Raw genomic sequence first — 20,317 nt, 5'->3', positions numbered from 1 at the left:
TGCCTAGAGTAGCTGCGGTCAAGTGCGACCCAGAGCGCACCCGCCCGATGAATCTCGTTCCTGCCTCAGACCAACAATAAGCACGAGGATAACGATATGAGCTCTCCCTCCGCGCCCGATGGCGCGCTGAAACCCACCTTGAGCGTGTTCGATGTGGTGGCCATCACCGTGTCTGGCGTGACCCCCGCCAGCTCGGTGTTCGTGATCGCCCCCTTCGCCATCCACCAAGCCGGCAGCGGGGTATTCCTGGCCTTCGTCATGGCCGGGTTGCTGGCGCTGATGTTCGCCTTCTGCTACGCCGAACTGGGCCGGGCCCACAACAGCGCCGGCGGCGAGTATGTGTATGCCAAGCGGGTGTTCGGCGGACTGGCCGGCTACGCGACCTTCCTCACGGTGCTGGTGATGTTGCTGTTCATCCCGCCGGTACTGGCCACGGGTGCCGCCACTTACCTGAACAATGCCCTGGGCACCCAGTACGATTCCCAGACCGTGGCGCTGGTGATCGTCACCTGCAGCTACCTGCTGGGGATTCTCAACATCAAGCTCAATGCCTGGATCACCGGCACCTGCCTGTTGCTGGAAGTGGCGGCGTTGCTGGTGATCGTCTGGCTGGGGTTCGGCAACGCCAGCCAGCCGGTGAGCATCCTGCTGCAGCCGCAGATCGTCGACCATGGGGTGCTGCAACTGGCGCCCTGGGCCCTGGTGATCGGCGCGGTGGGCATCGGCCTGTTCTCCTATAACGGCTACGGTCCGGCGGTGTTGCTGGCCGAAGACATGAAGTGCGGCGGGCGCGGGGTGCACAAGGCGGTGCTCTGGTCCCTGGTATTGGTGGTGATCATCGAGCTGGTGCCGCTCACCGCGCTGCTCATCGGCGCGCCTTCGCTGAGCCAGATGCTCGCCAGCCCCGATCCCATCGGCTACCTGCTCACCAGCCATGGCAACGAAACCCTGGCCCGGGTGGTCAGCGCCGGGATCTTCCTCTCGGTGTTCAACGCCATCGTCGCCATCGTCATCCAGATCGGCCGGGTGGTGTTCAGCAGCGGTCGCGATGCCCTGTGGACGCCAGGCATCAATCGCCTGTTCACCCGCATTCATCCGCGCTGGGATTCGCCCTGGCTGGCCACGCTGTTCCTGGCGATTCCCTCGGCGGTGCTCAGCTTCAGCTCGAACCTGGCGGACCTGACGTCCTTCAGCGTGCTGTTGATCATGCTGGTGTACCTGGTGGTGGCTCTGAGCGCACTGATGAGCCGCGTGTTGCTACGCGATCGCGAGCATCCCTATCGCATGCCGCTGTGGCCGTTGCCGGCCCTGCTGGCGGTGATCGGTGCCGGGTACCTGCTGGTCAACCTGTTTCTCGATGCGTCCCTGCGCGACATCATGGTGATCATCGGCCTGCTGGCGCTGTCGGTGATCCTCTACTGCACCAATGGCCGGTACAGCCCGGCGTTCCAGAAACTGTAAGGAGTGGTTATGCGAGCACGTCAAGCGGGCATCAGCCTGGGGCTGGGAACACCCGGCCCGTTCAATGCGATCACCGATGTTCCGGGGGTGCGGGTCGGCCACAGCACCCTCAAGACCGAGATCGACGGCAAGCAGGTGCGCACCGGCGTCACGCTGATCCAGCCGCGCGCCGGGCATGCGCGCCTGCAGCCGTGTTTCGCCGGTTGCCATGTACTCAATGGCAATGGTGATGCCACGGGCCTGGAATGGATCCGCGAGGCGGGCACCCTGACCACGCCGATCGCCATCACCAACACCCATAGCGTGGGCGTGGTGCGCGATGCGCTGATCGCCCTGGAGCGCGAGGAACTGGCCGATCCTTCGGTGTACTGGTGCATGCCGGTGGTGATGGAAACCTTCGACGGCCTGCTGAACGATATCTGGGGCCAGCATGTGGGGCCGCAGCAGGTGCGCGAAGCGTCGGCCCTGGCCGAATCCGGGCCGGTGGACGAGGGTGCGGTGGGCGGTGGCACGGGGATGATCTGCCATGAGTTCAAGGGCGGGATCGGCACCGCGTCCCGGCGCCTGGCGCCGGAGCAGGGCGGCTACACCGTCGGCGCGCTGGTCCAGGCCAACCATGGCAAGCGCGAGGAGCTGCGGGTCGATGGTTATCCAGTAGGGCGCCAACTGCGCGATATCGTCTCGCCCTTCGCCGAGCGCGGAACCCCGGGCATGGGCTCGATCGTGGTGATCCTGGCCACCGATGCGCCGCTGTTGCCGCACCAGTGCCAACGGCTGGCCCAGAGAGCGTCCGTCGGTATCGCACGTACCGGCGGCGGTACCGAGGATTCCAGCGGCGATATCTTCCTGGCCTTTGCCACGGGAAACCGGGACCTGCCGGCGGCGGACTACGCGCGCAAGGACCTGGGCTTCACTTCACCGCTGGCAATGCTCAACAACGACCATATTTCGCCGCTGTTCAGCGCTGCCGCCGAAGCGGTGGAAGAGGCGATCATCAATGCCTTGCTGGCCGGCGAGCCGATGACCAGCGACGACGGCGTGCAAGTACCGGCCCTGACCCCACAAATATTGAGGAATGCATTGCAACTCAGTGGTTGGAACAATAAGCAAGTACCAGAAAATTGAGACACAGTCGGCATAATTCAACAGGAGCGATATTTAATAATTAAATTGTAGATTGTCAGACAATGAGTGCTGTCCAGCAATTGAAAAGGGAATATTTTGACTGGGCAGTCATTGTTTGCTGGAGTTTTGCGGAACAGTGGAATTTGACGTCAAAAAAGTAGTGGACGCCCGATTTCAAATTGTGTCAGTTTCCTTGCGCCTACTTAGGGCGAGTGATAGGACGATCTCGCCAGGGATTGTCGCTATCGGACAAAAACTGTTCCATTGATTACAAGGAAGTGTGTTTATGTCGAAAGTAAAAGTGAATGACGCTATTGATGCAGCTGAACAACAACTGGTGCCACTGGCAGCAGCAAGTTCGGCTTATAACCAGGTCAATAGCTTCAGCCACCAGTACGATCGTGGCGGCAATCTCACGGTCAATGGCAAACCTTCGTTCTCGGTCGACCAGGCTGCCACGCAGATCCTGCGTGATGGTGCTTCCTACAAGGACCTGAACGGCAATGGCAAGATCGATCTGACCTATACCTTCCTGACCTCGGCGACCCAGGCCACCATGAACAAGCATGGTATCTCCGGGTTCAGCCAGTTCAACGCCCAGCAGAAAGCCCAGGCCGTGCTGGCCATGCAATCCTGGGCCGATGTGGCCAACGTGGTCTTCACCGAGAAGGCCTCCGGTGGTGACGGCCACATGACCTTCGGCAACTACAGCGGCGGCCAGGATGGCGCAGCGGCATTTGCCTACCTGCCGGGCACTGGCGCGGGTTATGACGGTACTTCGTGGTACCTGATCAACAGCAGCTATACCCCGAACAAGACCCCGGACCTGAACAACTATGGCCGTCAGACCCTGACCCACGAGATCGGCCACACCCTGGGCCTGGCCCACCCTGGCGACTACAACGCCGGGAACGGCAACCCGACCTACAAGGATGCGACCTACGGGCAGGACACCCGCGGCTACAGCATCATGAGCTACTGGAGTGAAAGCAATACCAGCCAGAACTTCAGCAAGGGCGGGGTAGAAGCCTATGCGTCCGGTCCGCTGATCGATGACATCGCGGCGATCCAGAAGCTCTACGGAGCCAACTACGCCACCCGTGCCGGTGACACCACCTACGGCTTCAACTCCAACACCGGGCGCGATTTCTACAGCGCGAGCTCGTCGGCCGACAAGCTGGTGTTCTCGGTGTGGGACGGTGGTGGCAATGACACCCTGGATTTCTCCGGTTTTACCCAGAATCAGAAAATCAACCTCAATGAGACTTCGTTCTCCGACGTTGGTGGCCTGATCGGCAACGTTTCCATTGCCAAGGGCGTGACCGTGGAGAACGCCATCGGTGGTTCGGGCAACGACCTGCTGATCGGTAACAACGTCGCCAACCAACTCAAGGGTGGTGCCGGCAACGACATCATCTACGGTGGCGGCGGTGCCGATAAGCTGTGGGGCGGTTCCGGTTCGGACACCTTCGTGTTCGGTGCCAGCACCGACTCCAAGCCGGGTGCGGCCGACCAGATCATGGATTTCGTCAGTGGCCAGGACAAGATCGATCTGACCGGTATCACCAAGGGCGCCGGCCTGCACTTCGTCAACGCCTTCACCGGCGCGGCGGGTGATGCCATCCTCACCACCTCCGGTGGTGTCAGCACCCTGTCGGTGGACTTCTCCGGGCACGGCGTGGCGGACTTCCTGGTCACCACCGTCGGCCAGGCAGCAGTCAGCGACATCGTCGCCTGAGTGAAGTAGGCGGAAGGCGACGCACATGCGTCGCCTTCCTTTGTTGTATCGGCCCTGGGGCTGAGCGATTCTACTGCGCTGACGGAGTACCCTATGACCCCACACACCTTGAGTTGCAAGGCGGCCTTGCGGCTGCTGGCGACGCTGACGATGTTTTATGGAGCGATGACCATGGCAAGCAGCCTGCGTTTGGCGGACCCCTCGGAGCTGGTTGGACACTGGCAATTGCAGCAGGCGGCCCAGCCGGGCGAGTCCTGCACGCTGGACTTGCTGCAGGGCTCGGCCCTGGGCGATGGCGCTGAATGCCTGTCCAGATGGATCGGTGAAGCCGCCGTGGGCTGGTTCCCCGAACCCGACGGCATCTCCATCACCGGGCGCGAAGGTTCCAGGGTGATCTTTTTCAGTCGCCAGCAGGAGGGCCTGTACGAGGCGCGCCTGAAAAGTGACGGTCTGATAGTCCTGCAGCGCGCCGCTAATTAACGGCTGGTGATGTTCGTCTAGTATTCGACGGCCACTAGATGGTCTTTCGCTTGACCGACAGGAGTATGTTCGGGCTGCTGTTGCAAACAGCTGTCCGAATTGTCTGTGTCCGCAGGCTTTATGAACTAAGAAGAGCACTTTGTTAGTTATGTACTACATTGTCTCCTCGCAATCGAACGCGGATTAACAGCTCAGGGATATGGTTAAAAAATGGTGAAGAACACTCATCCCGCACCACTGTTCAAGGCACTGGGCGAATATAAAGGCATCCTGATCAGCGTTGGCTGTTTTACCGCGCTGATAAACTTGCTTATGCTGGTTCCTTCTATCTATATGCTGCAAGTCTATGACCGGGTGCTGTCTTCGCAGAACGAGACCACCCTGGCGATGCTGTCGCTGATGGTGGTGGGCTTCTTCGTCTTCATCGGCCTGCTGGAAGTGCTGCGCAGCTTCATCGTCATCCGCATCGGCAGCCAACTGGAGCGGCGCTTCAACCTGCGGGTCTACCAGGCCGCGTTCGAACGCAACCTCGCCCGCGGCGAGGGGTATGCCGGACAGTCCCTGGGCGACTTGACCCAGATCCGCCAGTTCCTCACCGGGCCGGCGCTGTTCGCATTCTTCGACGCTCCCTGGTTCCCCATCTACCTGCTGGTGATCTTCGCCTTCAACGTCTGGCTCGGAGTCATGGCCACCGCGGGCGCAGCCCTGCTGATCGCCCTGGCATTCCTCAACGAGGCCATGACCAAGAAGCCCTTGAGCGAGGCCAGCGGGTATTCGCAGCAGTCCACGCAATTGGCCACCAGCCACTTGCACAACGCCGAGACCATCCAGGCCATGGGCATGCTCGGCTCCTTGCGCAAGCGCTGGTTCGGCGTGCACTCGCGGTTTCTCGGCCTGCAGAACCAGGCCAGCGACACTGGCGCGGTCATCAGTTCCCTGAGCAAGACCTTGCGCCTGTGCCTGCAATCCCTGGTGCTGGGGCTGGGCGCCTGGCTGGTGATCAAGGGCGACATGACCGCCGGGATGATGATCGCCGGCTCGATCCTCATGGGCCGGGCCCTGAGTCCCATCGACCAGCTGATCGCGGTGTGGAAACAGTGGAGCGCCGCCAAGCTGGCCTACAACCGGCTGGATTCACTGCTGCGCGAGTTTCCTCCGGGTGACAGCGCCATGTCGCTGCCCGCGCCCAAGGGCCAGGTGAGCTTCGAACAGGTCAGCGCCGGCCCGCCCGGGCGGCGCATGGCGCCCCTGCAGCAGGTGAACTTCAGCATCAATGCCGGTGAAGTACTGGGGGTGCTGGGTGCTTCCGGCTCCGGCAAGTCGACCCTGGCCCGAGTGCTGGTGGGCGTGTGGCCGACCCTGGCCGGTACGGTGCGCCTGGATGGCGCCGATATCCACCGCTGGAACCGCGATGAACTGGGCCCCTACATCGGCTACTTGCCCCAGGACATCGAACTGTTCACCGGCAGCGTCGCCGAGAACATCGCGCGGTTTCGCCAGGCCGATCCGGAGCAGGTGGTCCAGGCCGCGCAGATGGCCGGGGTGCATGAGCTGATCCTGCGTCTGCCCCAGGGGTACGACACGATCCTGGGCGATGACGGCAGCGGCCTGTCCGGCGGCCAGAAGCAGCGGGTGGCCTTGGCCCGGGCGCTGTATGGCAGCCCGAGCCTGGTGGTGCTCGACGAACCCAACTCCAACCTCGACACCGTGGGCGAGAGCGCCCTGGCGGCGGCGATCGCCCAGCTCAAGGCCCGGGGTACCAGCGTGGTGCTGGTAACCCACAGGTCTTCGGTGCTGGCCCTGGCCGACAAGCTGCTGGTGCTCAATGAAGGACGCCTGCAAGCCTTCGGCCCCAGCCAGGAAGTGCTCAAGGCCCTGGCCGGCGCACAGCAAGCCCAGGCCCCGGAAGCACCTCGGGAGCGACCTGCCGCAGCGGCTCCCGGCGGCTTGAGCATGAGCCGCCAGTATCAGGCCCCGACGCGGAATCAAGGCGCATGAGCAAGGACAGCAACATGATGATCGAACAGGACTACGTGCCCGAACGGGTCGAACGCGACGCCGGTTTCTTCGCCCGCCTGGGCTGGTTCCTGGCGCTGGCCGGCGCCGGCAGCTTCTTCCTCTGGGCCGCCCTGGCTCCCCTGGACCAGGGGATCCCGGTGCAGGGCACGGTGGTGGTGTCCGGCAAGCGCAAGGCCGTGCAATCCATGAGCAGCGGTGTGGTCAGCCGGATCCTGGTGCGTGAAGGCGAAAGCGTGAAGCAGGGCCAACCGCTGTTCCGCCTGGACCAGACCCAGGTGGCGGCGGACGTGCAGTCGTTGCAGGCCCAGTACCGCATGGCCATGGCCAGCCTGGCGCGCTGGCGCAGCGAACGCGACAACCTCAAGCAGGTGGACTTCCCGGCACAACTGACCAGCAGCGACGACCCACGCCTGGCCCTGGTGCTCGAGGGCCAGCGGCAGCTGTTCAGCAGTCGGCGCGAGGCCTTCATGCGCGAACAGGCGGGGATCCGCGCCAATATCGAAGGCGCCACCGCGCAACTGGCGGGCATGCGTCGGGCCCGCAACGACCTGGGCAACCAGGCCGATTCTCTGCGCCAGCAGCTGGCTAACCTGCAACCCTTGGCCGACAACGGCTATATACCGCGCAACCGCTTGCTGGAGTATCAGCGCCAGTTGTCCCAGGTCCAGCAGGAGCTGGCGCAGAACACCGGGGAAAGTGGCCGGGTGGAGCAGGGCATCCTCGAGTCCCGGCTCAAGCTGCAGCAGCACGGCGAGGAGTACCAGAAGGAGGTGCGCAGCCAGTTGGCCGAGGCCCAGCTCAAGACCCAGACCCTGGAGCAGCAGCTGACATCCGCCGGGTTCGACCTGCAGCACAGCGAGATCATCGCCACCGCCGACGGCATCGCGGTCAACCTTGGGGTGCATACCGAGGGCGCGGTGGTACGCCAGGGCGACACCTTGCTGGAAATCGTGCCCCAGGGCACCCACCTGGAAGTGGAAGGGCGGCTGCCGGTGAACCTGGTGGACAAGGTCGGCACCCAGCTGCCGGTGGACATCCTGTTCACGGCCTTCAACCAGAGCCGCACCCCCCGGGTCTCCGGTGAGGTCAGCCTGGTCTCGGCCGACCAGATGATCGATGAGCGCACCGGCATGCCGTACTACGTGCTGCGCAGCAGCGTCAGCGACCAGGCCATGGAAAAACTCGACGGCCTGATGATCAAGCCCGGGATGCCGGCCGAGATGTTCGTGCGTACCGGCGAGCGCTCGCTGCTCAACTACCTGTTCAAGCCCCTGATCGACCGGGCTGGTTCCGCCCTGACCGAAGAATAAGGATGTCGCGTCGCATGAGTAAGTTTTCCATCCTCGCTGCAACCTTGTCCTTGCTGGTGTGCCAGGGAGCCCAGGCCATGGGGCCGTTCCAGGTCTACGAACTGGCGCTGCGCAACGACCCGGTGTTCCTTGGCGCCATCAAGGAACGCGACGCCGGCCTCGAGAACCGCATCATCGGTCGGGCCGGGTTGCTGCCCAAGTTGAGCTACAGCTACAACAAGGGCCACAACAATTCCAAGGCCACCTATCCGGACCCCCGGGGCGGTAGCCAGACCGATAAACGCAACTACGACAGCTATGGCTCGTCCCTGACCCTGCAGCAACCCTTGCTGGACTACGAGGCCTACGCCAACTACCGCAAGGGCGTGGCCCAGGCGCTGTTCGCCGACGAGAACTTTCGCAGCAAGAGCCAGGAACTGCTGGTGCGGGTCCTGGATTACTACACCAAGGCCTTGTTCGCCCAAGACCAGATCGACATCGCCCTGGCCAAGAAGAAGGCCTTCGACCAGCAATTCCAGCAGAACCGCCATCTGTTCGAGCAGGGCGAGGGCACCCGTACCGACATCCTCGAGGCCGAGTCGCGCTACGAGCTGGCCACCGCCGAGGAGATCCAGGCCCGGGACGAGCAAGACGCGGCCCTGCGCGAGCTGGCGGCGCTGATTGGCGAACCGGCCATCGACGTGCGTGACCTGGATCCGCTGCAGGAGGGCTTCCAGTCGTTCGCCTTGAGCCCGGCCAACTACGACAGCTGGCACGAAATGGCCCTGAGCAACAACCCGATGCTGGCTTCCCAGCGCCAGCGGGTGGAGGTGGCCCGCTACGAAGTGGAACGCAACCGCGCCGGACACCTGCCCAGGCTCAGCGCCTACGCGATGTCGCGCAAGAACGAATCGGAGAGCGGCAACACCTATAACCAGCGCTACGACACCAACACCATCGGTATCGAGATCAGCATGCCCTTGTATGCCGGTGGCGGCGTCTCGGCCTCGACGCGCCAGGCCAGTCGCAACATGGAGCAGGCCGAGTACGAGCTGGACGGCAGGACCCGGGAAACCCTGATTGAACTGCGCCGGCAATTCAGTGCCTGTCTATCAGGGGTGAACAAGCTGCGTGCCTATCAGAAGGCCCTGACCTCGGCCGAGGCGCTGGTGGTCTCCACCAAGCAGAGCATCCTGGGGGGCGAGCGGGTCAACCTCGACGCGCTGAACGCCGAGCAGCAGCTGTACACCACCCGACGCGACCTGGCCCAGGCCCGCTACGACTACCTGATGGCCTGGACCAAATTGCACTACTACGCAGGAACCCTGCGTGAAGCTGACCTGGCCCGGGTCGACGAGGCCTTCGGTCAACGCGCGGTGCCCTAGGCCTTTGCCGAAGGACGCGGGCACAGGGATGAAAAAGGAGAAAGCAGATGAGCATCTTCGATTACAAGAACGCCCTTGGCAGTGCCGGTAAAGCCCAGTACAGCGACGCCATCAACCTGGCCCTGTACGCCTCATCCCCTACGGGGCAGCCCTTGCCGGGCACATCCTGGCGGCCGATCAGCGCGACGCAGCTGGGCTATGAGGGCAACGTCAGCGCCCAGGGCACCATTTGCGGCGAGCAAGCCTCGGTCAGCGATGCCCAGGTGGAGATCCTCGGCAAGTACGACGCCAGTGGGCAGTTGCTGTCCATCGGCATCAGCTTTCGCGGCACCGACAGCCTGGCCGATGCGGTGAACGACCTGCAGGCGGCGTTTTCCCCGGGCTTTGCCGACAACTACAGCCGCCTGGCCTTCGACAACCTGCTGGGCAAGGTCGCTGCCTTCGCCGCTGCCCAGGGCCTGGCCGGCAAGGACGTGCTGGTCACCGGGCATAGCTTGGGCGGGCTGGGGGTCAACAGCCTGGCGGCCATGAGCGGCGAGCACTGGGGCGGTTTTTTCAAGGATGCCAACTATGTGGCCTTCGCCTCGCCGACCCAGAGCGCCGACAGTCATCAGGTGCTGAACATCGGTTATGAGAACGATCCGGTATTCCGGGTGTTGGACGGTACCCATTTCAACGGCTCATCCCTGGGCACCCATGACCGGCCCCAGGAGTCGGCGACCAACAACATCGTCAGCTTCACCGATCACTATTCGTCGCTGCTGGGCAAGCTGGTGCCCCAGAGCATCCTCAACCCCGCGTCCTGGTCGGCCCATAGTGCGGTGGACTACGCCGCGGGCCTGAATCGCCTGATCGCCTCGGATTTCTATGACCTGACCAGTCGCGATTCCACGGTGGTGATCTCCAACCTGTCCGAGGGCAAGCGCGACCAGGTCTGGGTCAAGGACCTCAACCTCTACTCTGAGCAGCACAGCGGCAGCACCTTCATCATCGGCACCGAAGGCAACGACCTGCTGCGCGGCGGCAAGGGCAACGACTACCTGGATGGCGGCGCCGGCGATGATCGGTTCCGCGATGACGGCGGCTACAACATCATCCACGGTGGCCAGGGCCATAACGTGCTGGAGCTGCGCCAACCCTTGCAGAACTTCTCCATCGCCAACGACGGCGACGGCACCTTGTACATCCGCGATGCCTACGGCGGTATCAGCATGACCCGCGATATCGGCGCGCTGGTCAGCCACGAGCAGGGCAGTTTCTGGCAGTGGGGCGGTCGGGACGTCACCTACAGCCTCAGCGCCGACGGCATGTTCGACGGCCAGGCGTGGTACGCCTACAACCATTCCCTCAATGGCGATGGCTATGGCAACACCCTGCTGGCCGGGGTCGATGGCGACTGGTTGTTCGGCCATGATGGCAACGACTTCCTGGGTAGCGACAGACCCAACGTGACCTTCGTCGGTGGCAGCGGCAACGACGTGATGCAGTCCGGTGGTGGCGGGGTGAATACCTTTTTGTTCAGCGGCAACTTCGGTGATGACCTGATCCACGGTTACCAGGCCAGCGACAAGCTGGTGTTCATGGGAGTGCCGGGTGTCGATGGCCATTTCGACTACAGCCAGCACCTGTCCCAGAGCGGTGGCGACACCTTGCTCAAGGTGGGCGACTACTCGGTGACGCTGCTGGGCGTCGGCATGGAGGGAGTCAACGGCTCGAGCTTCGTTTTCGCCTGAAGTCCAAGTAACAGGCCAGGGGCGGGCGACCGCCTCCGGCTCGATAGGGCCGCGGGCTTGCGGCCAGGCAATGCAGCGACACACCGATCGACCCGGAATGGGCGGTCCGACAACAAAAACAAGAGAAGTCATCGACATGGATGTGAGATGTGATCAGCTCAAGACGCTGACAGGCACCCTGTGCCTGGCGTTCGCCACCGGGTTGCCGCTGTCGGCTGCGGCGGCCTATCAAGAGTCCGGCCGCCTGGGCGACCCCGCCAGTTGGCGTTCGGCCGAATACCAGCAGGATTGGGGCCTGGAGCGCATGCAGGCGAACCAGGCCTACGCCGCCGGGATCACCGGCGCCGGGGTCAGCATCGGTGCCCTGGACTCGGGGTTCGATGCCGCCCACCCCGAGGCCAGTCCCGGACGTTTTCACTCGGTTACCGCCACCGGCCAGTACCTGGACGGCACCCCGTTCAGCGTGTCCGGGATACTCAATGGCGCCAACGACAGCCATGGCACCCACGTCACCGGCACCATGGGCGCGGCCCGTGACGGCGTGGGCATGCATGGCGTGGCCTTCAATGCCCAGGTGTATGTGGGCAACACCAACAAGAACGACAAGTTGCTATTCGGCACCGACCCCGATCCGCGCTATTTCAAGGCGGTCTACGGCGCCCTGGTGGATGCCGGGGTGCGGGCCATCAACAACAGCTGGGGCAGCCAGCCCAAGGACGTCAGCTACCAGACCCTGGGTGATTTGCGCGCGGCCTATGCCCAGCATTTCCAGCAGGACACCTGGCTCGACGCCGCCGGCGACGTGGCGCGCCGCGGTGTGATCAACGTGTTCAGCGCCGGCAACAGTGGTTATGCCAATGCCAGTGTGCGTTCGGCGCTGCCGTACTTCCAGCCGGAGCTGGAAGGCCACTGGCTGGCGGTGTCGGGCCTGGACAAGAACAACCAGCAGAAATACAACCAGTGCGGCATCGCCAAGTACTGGTGCCTGGCCACCCCGGGCGCGGCGATCACCAGTACCGTGCCGGGTGGCGGTTATGCCACCTACAACGGCACCTCGATGGCCGCACCCCATGCCACCGGGGCCCTGGCCCTGGTGATGGAGCGTTATCCCTACCTGAACAACCAGCAGGCCCTGCAAGTGCTGCTGACCACCTCGCGCCAGCTCGATGGCTCGCCGACCCAGGGGCCAAGCAACCTGGTGGGCTGGGGGGTGCCGGACCTGGATCGGGCGTTGCACGGCCCCGGGCAGTTGCTGGGGGAATTCGATGTCAACCTGGGACGTGGGCAGGGCGATATCTGGAGCAACGGGATCTCCGACCAGGCCCTGGTGCAGCGCCAAGCCGAGGATGCCGCGGAACGCCAAGCCTGGCAGCAGACCCTCAAGGACCGCGGTTGGGAAAATGGCCTGGCAGCGGGAGCCAGCCAGCAGGATCGCACTGACTACGCCCTGGGCATGGCCCGGGACGCGGCCGCCGCGCAACGGGTCTACCAGGGCAGCCTGGTCAAGTCCGGCGCCGGTTGGCTGGTGCTTGCGGGGGACAGCAGCTACCGCGGTCCGACCCGGGTCGATGGCGGGTTGCTGGCGGTCAATGGCAACCTTCAGTCGGCGGTGACGGTCAACGCCGGCGGCACCCTGGGCGGCAACGGCCGGATCGCTGCCCTGACTGCCAGCGCCGGGGGCGTGGTGGCCCCGGGTAATTCCATCGGTACCTTGAATGTCGCCGGCAACCTGGATTTGCAGCCGGGCTCGACCTATCGGGTGGAGTTGTCGCCCACGGCCAGCGACCGGCTTGTGGTTGGCGGCCAGGCCAGTATCGCTGGCGCCAATCTCAGCCTGGTGCCCGAGGCCCAGCCGAACCTGCTGGCCGGCGGTCCGGTGGCGAGCCTGGTGGGGCGCCAGTTCGACATCTTGCAGGCCGCGGGCGGAGTCAACGGGCGCTTCGCCCAGGTCCAGCCCGGCTACCTGTTCCTCGGGACCTTGCTCGACTATTCGGCCAACGGCGTGCAGCTGGACGTGACCCGCAGCGCCGCGACCTTCGACAGTGTCGGGGCCACGGCCAACCAGCGCGCCAGCGGCGGCGCCGTGGAGCGGTTGGGGCCGGGCAACCCCGTGTATGAAAGCCTGTTGCTCTCGACCTCGGCGGACCAGGCCCGGGATGGCCTGCGGCAGTTGGCCGGGGAGATCTACCCGGCGCTGGACTCGATGCTGCTCAGCCAGGGCGCGGTGGTACGCGATGCGCTGGGCGAGCGTGCGCAAGGTGGGGCCCCGCAGACCAACGCCACTGGCACCACATCGGGCGAGTCGGGTGCCCAGCTCTGGCTCAAGGGCCTGGGCAGCTGGGGGCGGATCGAGGGCGTGCAGGGCAGCGAATCCTACAGCAGTTCCCTGGGCGGCCTGCTGCTGGGCCTGGACCGTGACTTCGACGAGCAGACCCGGGCCGGCCTTGCCGCCGGCTACAGCGACAGCTCCCTGGGCATGGGCGGCAGCCACTCCCGGGCCACGGTCGACAGCTACCACCTTGGCGCCTATGCCCGTCACGACCTGGACCAGTGGCGCTTGAGCCTGGGCGGCAGCTACAGCTGGCACCGCGCCGAGGTCCGGCGTGACCTGGACTATGGCCAGGTGTCCGGCCGCCAGCGCGCACGGCTCGATGCCCGCAGCCAGCAGCTGTTCGCCGAGGCGGCCTATCGCCTGGCGTTGTCGGCGGTACAGTTGGAACCCTTCGCCAACCTGACCTACCAGCACCTGGATCGCGATGCCTTCCACGAGAAGGGCGACGCTGCGGCATTGCATACCGGTGACGAGCAGCGTGATGCCTGGCTCAGCACCCTGGGCTTGCGTGGGCGCCAGCAATGGCAACTGGGCCCGCAACAGGACCTGCAACTGGCGGCGAGCCTGGGCTGGCAGCACCGCCTGAGCGGGACCCAGGATCGCGAGCACCTGGCCTTTGCCGGTAGCGACTTGCCGTTCCGGGTGCAAGCCGCGCCGGCCTTGCGCGACGCCGCGCTGGTGGGCCTGCAGGCCCGGGTCGGGCTGACCCGTGACCTGGATCTGAGCCTGGACTACCAGGGACGCCTGGCCAGTCGTGAGCAACAGCATGGAGCAGGGCTCAACCTGCAGTGGCGTTTCTGAAGCGCCGTGGCACTGGCGAGCCCATGGGCTTGCCAGCCAGGCGTCGCAATACGGAGTTTGACCAACGCAGTTTTTCATCAATGCAGCTAAGGAAGGTCGTAGTGAAGCAAGTCAGAAAGGATGACCGCGCGCTCGGGCAGGGCTGGTCCCTGGCCCCACTGGGGCGAGTGCTGGTGGGTTGGGCAGCGTTAGTGGGCACGGCCCAGGCCGCGCCCTACGTCGAGACTGGAAGGCTGGGCGATGCCAGCAGCTGGCGCAGCAGTGAATTCAAGGCCGACTGGGGGTTGGGGGCGATCAACGCCGACAGCGCCTATGCCGCCGGCTACAGCGGCAAGGACGTCAAGCTGGGGATCTTCGACCAACCGGTGTATGCCAAGCACCCGGAGTTCGCCGGCAAGGACAAGATCGTGACCCTCATCACCAGTGGCACCCGCCAGTACACCGACCCCTACATCCCGGTGAAGGCCGGCGATGCCTTCCGCTATGACGGCAGCCCGTCGGTGGGTTCGGACGGCAAGCTGGGTTCCCACGGCACCCACGTCGGCGGCATCGCCGCTGGCAACCGTGATGGCGTAGAGATGCATGGCGTAGCCTATGACGCGCAGATCATCAGCGCCGACAACGGCGACCCCGGCCCCGAGGACGGCATCGTCCTGGGCAACGATGGCGCGGTGTACAAGGCCGGCTGGGACAGCCTGGTGAACAGCGGCGCACGGATCATCAACAACAGCTGGGGCATCGGCATCACCGATCGCTTCGCCAAGGGTGGGCGCAATCCGGACTTCCCGCATTTCACCGTGGACGACGCCCGTGCGCAGTTCGCGCAGATCCAGCCGTTGCTGGGCACCTTGCCCGGCGGAGCCTATGACGGCGCCATCGCTGCGGCCCGTAGCGGAGTCCTGACCATCTTCGCCGCCGGCAACGACTACAACCTGAACAACCCCGATGCGATTGCCGGACTGGGCTATTTCGTCCCGCAAATCGCTCCCAACTGGATGACCGTGGCGGCATTGCAGCAGAACCCCGACACCAGCAGCGCCAATCCGTACGTGATCAGTACGTTCTCGTCCCGCTGCGGCTATACCGCGAGCTTCTGCGTATCGGCCCCAGGTACCCGGATCTACAGCGCGGTGATTGGCGGTACCAGCCTGGAAGACCTGACCCTGGGCTACGCCAACAAGAACGGCACGTCCATGGCCGCGCCCCATGCCGCAGGAGCGGCGGCGGTGCTGATGGAGCGCTTCCCCTACATGAGCGGTGCGCAGATCGCCAGCGTGCTGCGTACCACTGCCACCGACCTGGGCGCGCCGGGCATCGATGCCCTGTACGGCTGGGGCATGATCAACCTGGACAAGGGCATCCGTGGCCCGGGCATGTTGGTTACCGAGCAGGATATTCCCGAGGAGTTCCGCATCGCCGGCGGCTACGGCCCGAGCCAGTTCGTGGTCGACCTGCCGGGAGTCGGCGCCCTGGTGGATGCCGGCAAGCCGACCCAGCGGCGTTGCAACGACCTGAGCTGCATGCTGGACCTGTGGAGCAACGATATCTCCGGCCACGGCGGCCTGACCAAGCAGGGCATCGGCACCCTGGTGCTTACCGGCAACAACAGCTATTCCGGGCCGACCCTGGTCAACCAGGGACGCCTGGCGGTCAATGGTTCGCTGCAATCGACGGTGACGGTCAACGACGGCGGCGTGCTGGGCGGCAATGGCCGGATCGGCGCGCTGGTGGCCAATGCCGGCGGCGTGGTGGCCCCGGGCAATTCCATCGGCACCCTGCACGTCAGTTCCGACGTGACCTTCCAGCCGGGCTCGACCTATGCCGTGGAGGTGGACGCCGCAGGCAGCGACCGCCTGGCCAGCGATGGCAAGGTCAGCCTGGGCGGTGCGAACCTTGCCCTGGATCTGCAGAACCCCGGGGTTTCGTTGCAGTCCCGGCAAGCCACGAGCCTGGTGGGACGGCAATTCGACATCCTGGATGCCGCAGGTGGGGTACAGGGTGGTTTCGCCAATGTGCAGTCCAATTCGCTGTTTCTCGGGGGTGGCCTGGCCTATACCGGCAGCGGGGTCCAACTGGCCGTGCAGCGCAACGCCACGTCCTTCGCCAGTGTCGGCTTGACCGCCAACCAGCGTTCGGTGGCCGCGGCTGCCGATCAGCTTGGCGCGGGCAATCCGGTCTACGAGAGCCTGCTGTTGTCGGCCAATGCCAGCAGCGCGCAGCAGGCTTTCGATCAACTGTCCGGGGAAATCCACCCGGCGGTGGGTAACCTGCTGCTCAACGACAGCCGCCAACTGCGCGATGCCGTGGGCGAGCGTACCCGTCAGCAGGACATCGCCGCCGCTCCGGCAGCGCAAGGCCAGGGCAACGGCCTGTGGGTCAAGGCCCTGGGAGCCTGGGGCAAGGCCGACGGTGACTCCGGACATGCGCGCTATAGCAGTTCGATTGGCGGCATGTTGCTGGGTATCGACGGGCATATGAGCGAGGACACCCGCGTCGGGGTCTTCACCGGCTACAGCGACAGCTCGCTGAGCATGGGCGATGACCGTCACTCTTCGGCCAGTGTCGACAGCTACCATCTGGGCGCCTATGCCGGCAAGGAGCTGGAGCAGGTGCGCCTGAGCCTGGGCGGCAGCCACAGCTGGCACCGCATCGAGACCAAGCGCGAGCTGCAGTACAACGAGGTCTCCGATCGCCAGAAGAGCAAGCGCGATGCCCAGAGCACCCAGGTGTTCGGCGAGGCCGCGTGGAAGGTCGCGCTGCCGAGCATGGCGCTGGAGCCGTTCGCCAACCTGACCTATGTGCATATCGCCAGCGACAGCTTCAAGGAACATGGCGGCGCCGCCGCGCTCAAGGGAGGGCAGGACAATCGCGATGCCTGGCTCTCGACCCTGGGCATGCGTGCCGGCAAGCAACTGCAGTTGTCCGGCGGCCAGGCGCTGGAGTTGTCCGCCACCCTGGGCTGGCAGCACAACCTGAGTTCCACCGGGTCCGACCAGCACCTGGCCTTCGCTGGCCAGGGCGATACCTACAAGGTCCAGGCGCTGTCCCTGGATCGCGATGCGGCCGTGGTCGGCGCACGGGCGGGAATCGCCCTGGGCCGCCAGGCCCGGGTCAACCTGGACTACAACGCACTGCTGGGTAGTCGCGACAAGAGCCACGGGGTCGGCCTGACCCTGGATTGGGCGTTCTGAGGCCCCGGCAACGGATATGCAAGGTGTTGTACCAGCCCCGCGAACCTGGCAACGGGTTCGCGGGGCACGAGCTATCTCTGAAAACTCCAACAAAAGAGAGGCAATACCATGGGTGTCTATGACTACAAAAACCTCAGTACGGCTGAATCCAAGGCGCTGTTCACCGATGCCATGGCCATCACGCTGTATTCCTACCACAACCTCGACAACGGCTTTGCCGTGGGCTACCAGCACAATGGCTTCGGCCTCGGCCTGCCGGCGACCCTGATCACCGCGCTGATCGGCAGTAGCGATTCCCAGGGGGTGATCCCCGGCATCCCCTGGAACCCGGATTCGGAAAAGGCCGCCAAGGAGGCGCTGAACGAGGCGGGCTGGTCCACCATCAGCGCCCAGCAACTGGGCTATACCGGCAAGGTCGATGCCCGGGGGACTTTCTTCGGGGAAAAGAACGGCTATGAGACGGCCCAGGTGGAGATCCTCGGCAAGTACGATGCACAAGGGCACCTGAGTTCCATCGGCATCGCCTTTCGCGGTACCAGTGGGCCGCGGGAGTCGTTGATCAGCGACTCTATCGGCGACCTGATCAGCGACCTGCTGGCAGCCCTGGGGCCCAAGGACTACGCCAAGAACTACGCCGGCGAGGCCTTCGGCGAGCTGCTGGGGGATGTCGCGGCCTTCGCCCAGGCCAATGGCCTGTCCGGCAAGGACATCCTGGTCAGTGGCCACAGCCTCGGCGGCCTGGCGGTCAACAGCCTGGCGGACCTGAGTGGTGGACGCTGGTCGGGCTTCTTCAAGGACGCCAACTACATCGCCTATGCCTCGCCGACCCAGAGTGCCAGCGACAAGGTGCTGAACATCGGTTATGAGAACGACCCGGTGTTCCGCGCCCTCGACGGCTCGAGCTTCAACCTGGCCTCGGTGGGCATCCACGATACCCATCAGGCGTCGGCCACCAACAACATCGTCAACTTCAACGACCACTACGCCTCGACCCTATGGAACGTGGTGCCGTTCTCGATCCTCAAGATCTCCACCTGGATCTCCCACCTGCCCACCGGCTATGGCGATGGCCTGACCCGGGTGCTGGATTCGAAGTTCTATGAGTACACCAGCAAGGACTCCACCATCGTGGTGGCCAACCTGTCGGACCCGGCCCGGGCCAGCACCTGGGTCCAGGACCTGAACCGCAATGCCGAGACCCACAAGGGCAGCACCTTCATCATCGGCACCGACGGCAACGACCTGATCCAGGGTGGCAGCGGCAACGATTACCTGGAGGGTCGCGATGGTAACGATACCTTCCGTGACGCCGGCGGCTACAACATCATCCTCGGCGGCAAGGGCAGCAACGTCCTCGACCTGCAGCACTCGGTGAGCGACTACAGCTTCGCCAGCGACGGTGCCGGCACCCTGTATGTACGCGACGCCAACGGCGGGATCAGCATCACCCGCGACATTGGCGCGATCCAGAGCAAGGAGCCGGGGTTCCTCTGGGGCTTGCTCAAGGACGACGTGGTGCACCAGGTCACCGACCAGGGCCTGAAGGTTGGTGGCGAACTGACCCGCTACGCCTCGTCGGTGCGGGGCGATGCCGGCGACAACGTGCTCAAGGCCCATGCCGGCGGCGACTGGCTGTTCGGCCTGGATGGCAACGACCACCTGATCGGTGGCCAGGGCAACGATGTATTCGTCGGCGGGGCCGGCAACGACCTGATGGAGTCGGGGGGCGGCAACGATACCTTCCTGTTCACCGGCCACTTCGGCCAGGACCGTATCGTCGGTTATCAAGGCGGCGACAAGCTGGTGTTCATGGGCGTCAGCGGAGTCCTGCCGGAACAGGACTACCGGGCCCATGCCAGCAGTAGCGGCAACGATACGGTACTGACCTTCGGCCAGGACTCGGTGACGCTGGTGGGCGTCAGCCTCACGCAGCTCAACGGTTCCGGCATCACCATCGCCTGACAGGCGAGCAGCGCGACTTCGACAGGACTCGCGCTGTTTTTAGGCAATCAAGTGACCATATGGTCAGCCAGTGACTCCAATATTCTTAAAGTGTCGTGGCGTCGATGCGTTACTTCAGGCACATGACGCGCGGTGCAATCGATTCAAGGTATTGGAGAGTTTTGACAGTGAGTAGCAGCAAGAGGTATGCGAGCGGCCTGGTGCTGGCCCTGTGGGCCACGTTGGCATCGGCCGGGGAGCTGCCTCCCAGTTCGATCCTGAAACGCTACGGGATCAGCCCGGACCAACTGCCGGCGGGACAGCCGGTACCAGCAGACAGCCAACCGACCACCAGTAGCCGCTTCCGGCTGGAGCCCGAGCAGCCAGTGGTGAACCTGCGCCTGGGCGACAACAAGGTACCGGACGCTACCGGCAATATCAGCATCGACAATGCCAACGCCCGGGAGCGTCAGCGCTGCCGACAGGTAAGGGATGAACTGGTCAAGCGTGGCAAGGCTGCCGGGGTGTTCTGTGAACCGGGGCAGGGCGGTTTGCCCTGGTCACCCTGGTCGCCCTGAACCGGGCGGGTCATTTTTCCTTGCGGACGGTGGCGACATCGTCGGCCTTGACCCGGATGGTCTTGCCGGAGATGTCCTGGAACTCATAGAAACCGTCGGCGGTCTTGGTCTTGGGTTGGTCGCGGGTCAGGTACTGGGTACCGTTTTGCAGGGTTACCACGGTGGGGGTGGAGCAGCCTGTCAGGGCCAGGGTGGCGAGGATGGCCAGGGGCAGGCCCAGGTTCTTCAGGTTCATACAGACCTC

At 64.4% G+C, this 20,317-nt stretch carries 13 protein-coding genes; 12 read left to right on the top strand and 1 reads right to left on the bottom strand.

Annotation, left to right across the window (positions count from 1 at the left end; genetic code table 11):
* Positions 1–96 precede the first annotated feature (96 nt).
* The 12 genes from CAG11_RS21285 to CAG11_RS21230 all read left to right on the top strand — a co-directional run bounded on the left by CAG11_RS21285 (position 97) and on the right by CAG11_RS21230 (position 20,073).
* The gene (locus tag CAG11_RS21285) at positions 97–1,461 is read left to right on the top strand and encodes an APC family permease (RefSeq protein ID WP_085597807.1); all 1,365 of its coding nucleotides are present in this window, start codon (positions 97–99) and stop codon (positions 1,459–1,461) included.
* Between the two features lie 9 nt (positions 1,462–1,470).
* A complete protein-coding gene (locus CAG11_RS21280; protein ID WP_085597806.1) occupies positions 1,471–2,586 on the top strand; it encodes a P1 family peptidase in 1,116 nt (371 codons plus the stop codon).
* A 286-nt stretch (positions 2,587–2,872) separates the two neighbouring features.
* Positions 2,873–4,324 carry a serralysin family metalloprotease gene (locus tag CAG11_RS21275; RefSeq protein ID WP_085597805.1) on the top strand — a complete coding sequence of 484 codons (1,452 nt, stop codon included), beginning with the start codon at positions 2,873–2,875 and terminating at the stop codon, positions 4,322–4,324.
* Between the two features lie 93 nt (positions 4,325–4,417).
* The gene (locus CAG11_RS21270) at positions 4,418–4,804 is read left to right on the top strand and encodes an AprI/Inh family metalloprotease inhibitor (RefSeq protein WP_053129450.1); all 387 of its coding nucleotides are present in this window, start codon (positions 4,418–4,420) and stop codon (positions 4,802–4,804) included.
* A 210-nt stretch (positions 4,805–5,014) separates the two neighbouring features.
* Complete coding sequence (locus tag CAG11_RS21265; protein WP_085597804.1) at positions 5,015–6,802, top strand: type I secretion system permease/ATPase; 1,788 nt, start codon at positions 5,015–5,017, stop codon at positions 6,800–6,802.
* A gap of 14 nt (positions 6,803–6,816) precedes the next feature.
* Positions 6,817–8,133 carry an HlyD family type I secretion periplasmic adaptor subunit gene (locus CAG11_RS21260; protein WP_371857908.1) on the top strand — a complete coding sequence of 439 codons (1,317 nt, stop codon included), beginning with the start codon at positions 6,817–6,819 and terminating at the stop codon, positions 8,131–8,133.
* A 2-nt stretch (positions 8,134–8,135) separates the two neighbouring features.
* Positions 8,136–9,497 (top strand): TolC family outer membrane protein, encoded by a 1,362-nt coding sequence (locus CAG11_RS21255; protein WP_031319918.1) that lies wholly within the window; start codon positions 8,136–8,138, stop codon positions 9,495–9,497.
* Positions 9,498–9,544: 47 nt separating this feature from the next.
* Positions 9,545–11,230, top strand: a complete 1,686-nt coding sequence (locus CAG11_RS21250) for a polyurethanase (protein ID WP_085597802.1) — start codon at positions 9,545–9,547, stop codon at positions 11,228–11,230.
* A gap of 136 nt (positions 11,231–11,366) precedes the next feature.
* Positions 11,367–14,363, top strand: coding sequence for an autotransporter serine protease (locus CAG11_RS21245; protein ID WP_085597801.1), 2,997 nt, complete (start codon positions 11,367–11,369; stop codon positions 14,361–14,363).
* Between the two features lie 80 nt (positions 14,364–14,443).
* The gene (locus CAG11_RS21240) at positions 14,444–17,554 is read left to right on the top strand and encodes an autotransporter domain-containing protein (RefSeq protein WP_371857904.1); all 3,111 of its coding nucleotides are present in this window, start codon (positions 14,444–14,446) and stop codon (positions 17,552–17,554) included.
* Positions 17,555–17,662: 108 nt separating this feature from the next.
* Positions 17,663–19,516: a polyurethanase gene (locus CAG11_RS21235; protein WP_085597799.1), complete on the top strand. Its 1,854-nt coding sequence runs from the start codon at positions 17,663–17,665 to the stop codon at positions 19,514–19,516.
* Positions 19,517–19,683: 167 nt separating this feature from the next.
* A complete protein-coding gene (locus CAG11_RS21230; RefSeq protein ID WP_085597798.1) occupies positions 19,684–20,073 on the top strand; it encodes a hypothetical protein in 390 nt (129 codons plus the stop codon).
* Positions 20,074–20,083: 10 nt separating this feature from the next.
* On the opposite strand, the gene CAG11_RS21225 is transcribed toward CAG11_RS21230, so the two are convergent.
* Entirely contained in the window at positions 20,084–20,308 is a 225-nt protein-coding gene (locus tag CAG11_RS21225) for a YgdI/YgdR family lipoprotein (RefSeq protein WP_085597797.1), read from the bottom strand.
* Between the last annotated feature and the right edge of the window lie 9 nt (positions 20,309–20,317).

This window comes from Pseudomonas sp. B6(2017) (assembly GCF_002112765.1).
GTDB classification, from domain to species: domain Bacteria; phylum Pseudomonadota; class Gammaproteobacteria; order Pseudomonadales; family Pseudomonadaceae; genus Aquipseudomonas; species Aquipseudomonas piscis.
This window is presented reverse-complemented; position numbering and strand designations above follow the sequence as displayed.

Excerpts from the sequence above, each read along its gene's own strand:
- CAG11_RS21285 (WP_085597807.1), top strand. The coding sequence starts at position 97 with ATGAGCTCTCCCTCCGCGCCCGATGGCGCGCTGAAACCCACCTTGAGC.
- CAG11_RS21280 (WP_085597806.1), top strand. The coding sequence starts at position 1,471 with ATGCGAGCACGTCAAGCGGGCATCAGCCTGGGGCTGGGAACACCCGGC.
- CAG11_RS21275 (WP_085597805.1), top strand. The coding sequence starts at position 2,873 with ATGTCGAAAGTAAAAGTGAATGACGCTATTGATGCAGCTGAACAACAA.
- CAG11_RS21270 (WP_053129450.1), top strand. The coding sequence starts at position 4,418 with ATGACCCCACACACCTTGAGTTGCAAGGCGGCCTTGCGGCTGCTGGCG.
- CAG11_RS21265 (WP_085597804.1), top strand. The coding sequence starts at position 5,015 with ATGGTGAAGAACACTCATCCCGCACCACTGTTCAAGGCACTGGGCGAA.
- CAG11_RS21260 (WP_371857908.1), top strand. The coding sequence starts at position 6,817 with ATGATGATCGAACAGGACTACGTGCCCGAACGGGTCGAACGCGACGCC.
- CAG11_RS21255 (WP_031319918.1), top strand. The coding sequence starts at position 8,136 with ATGTCGCGTCGCATGAGTAAGTTTTCCATCCTCGCTGCAACCTTGTCC.
- CAG11_RS21250 (WP_085597802.1), top strand. The coding sequence starts at position 9,545 with ATGAGCATCTTCGATTACAAGAACGCCCTTGGCAGTGCCGGTAAAGCC.
- CAG11_RS21245 (WP_085597801.1), top strand. The coding sequence starts at position 11,367 with ATGGATGTGAGATGTGATCAGCTCAAGACGCTGACAGGCACCCTGTGC.
- CAG11_RS21240 (WP_371857904.1), top strand. The coding sequence starts at position 14,444 with ATGCAGCTAAGGAAGGTCGTAGTGAAGCAAGTCAGAAAGGATGACCGC.
- CAG11_RS21235 (WP_085597799.1), top strand. The coding sequence starts at position 17,663 with ATGGGTGTCTATGACTACAAAAACCTCAGTACGGCTGAATCCAAGGCG.
- CAG11_RS21225 (WP_085597797.1), bottom strand. The coding sequence starts at position 20,308 with ATGAACCTGAAGAACCTGGGCCTGCCCCTGGCCATCCTCGCCACCCTG.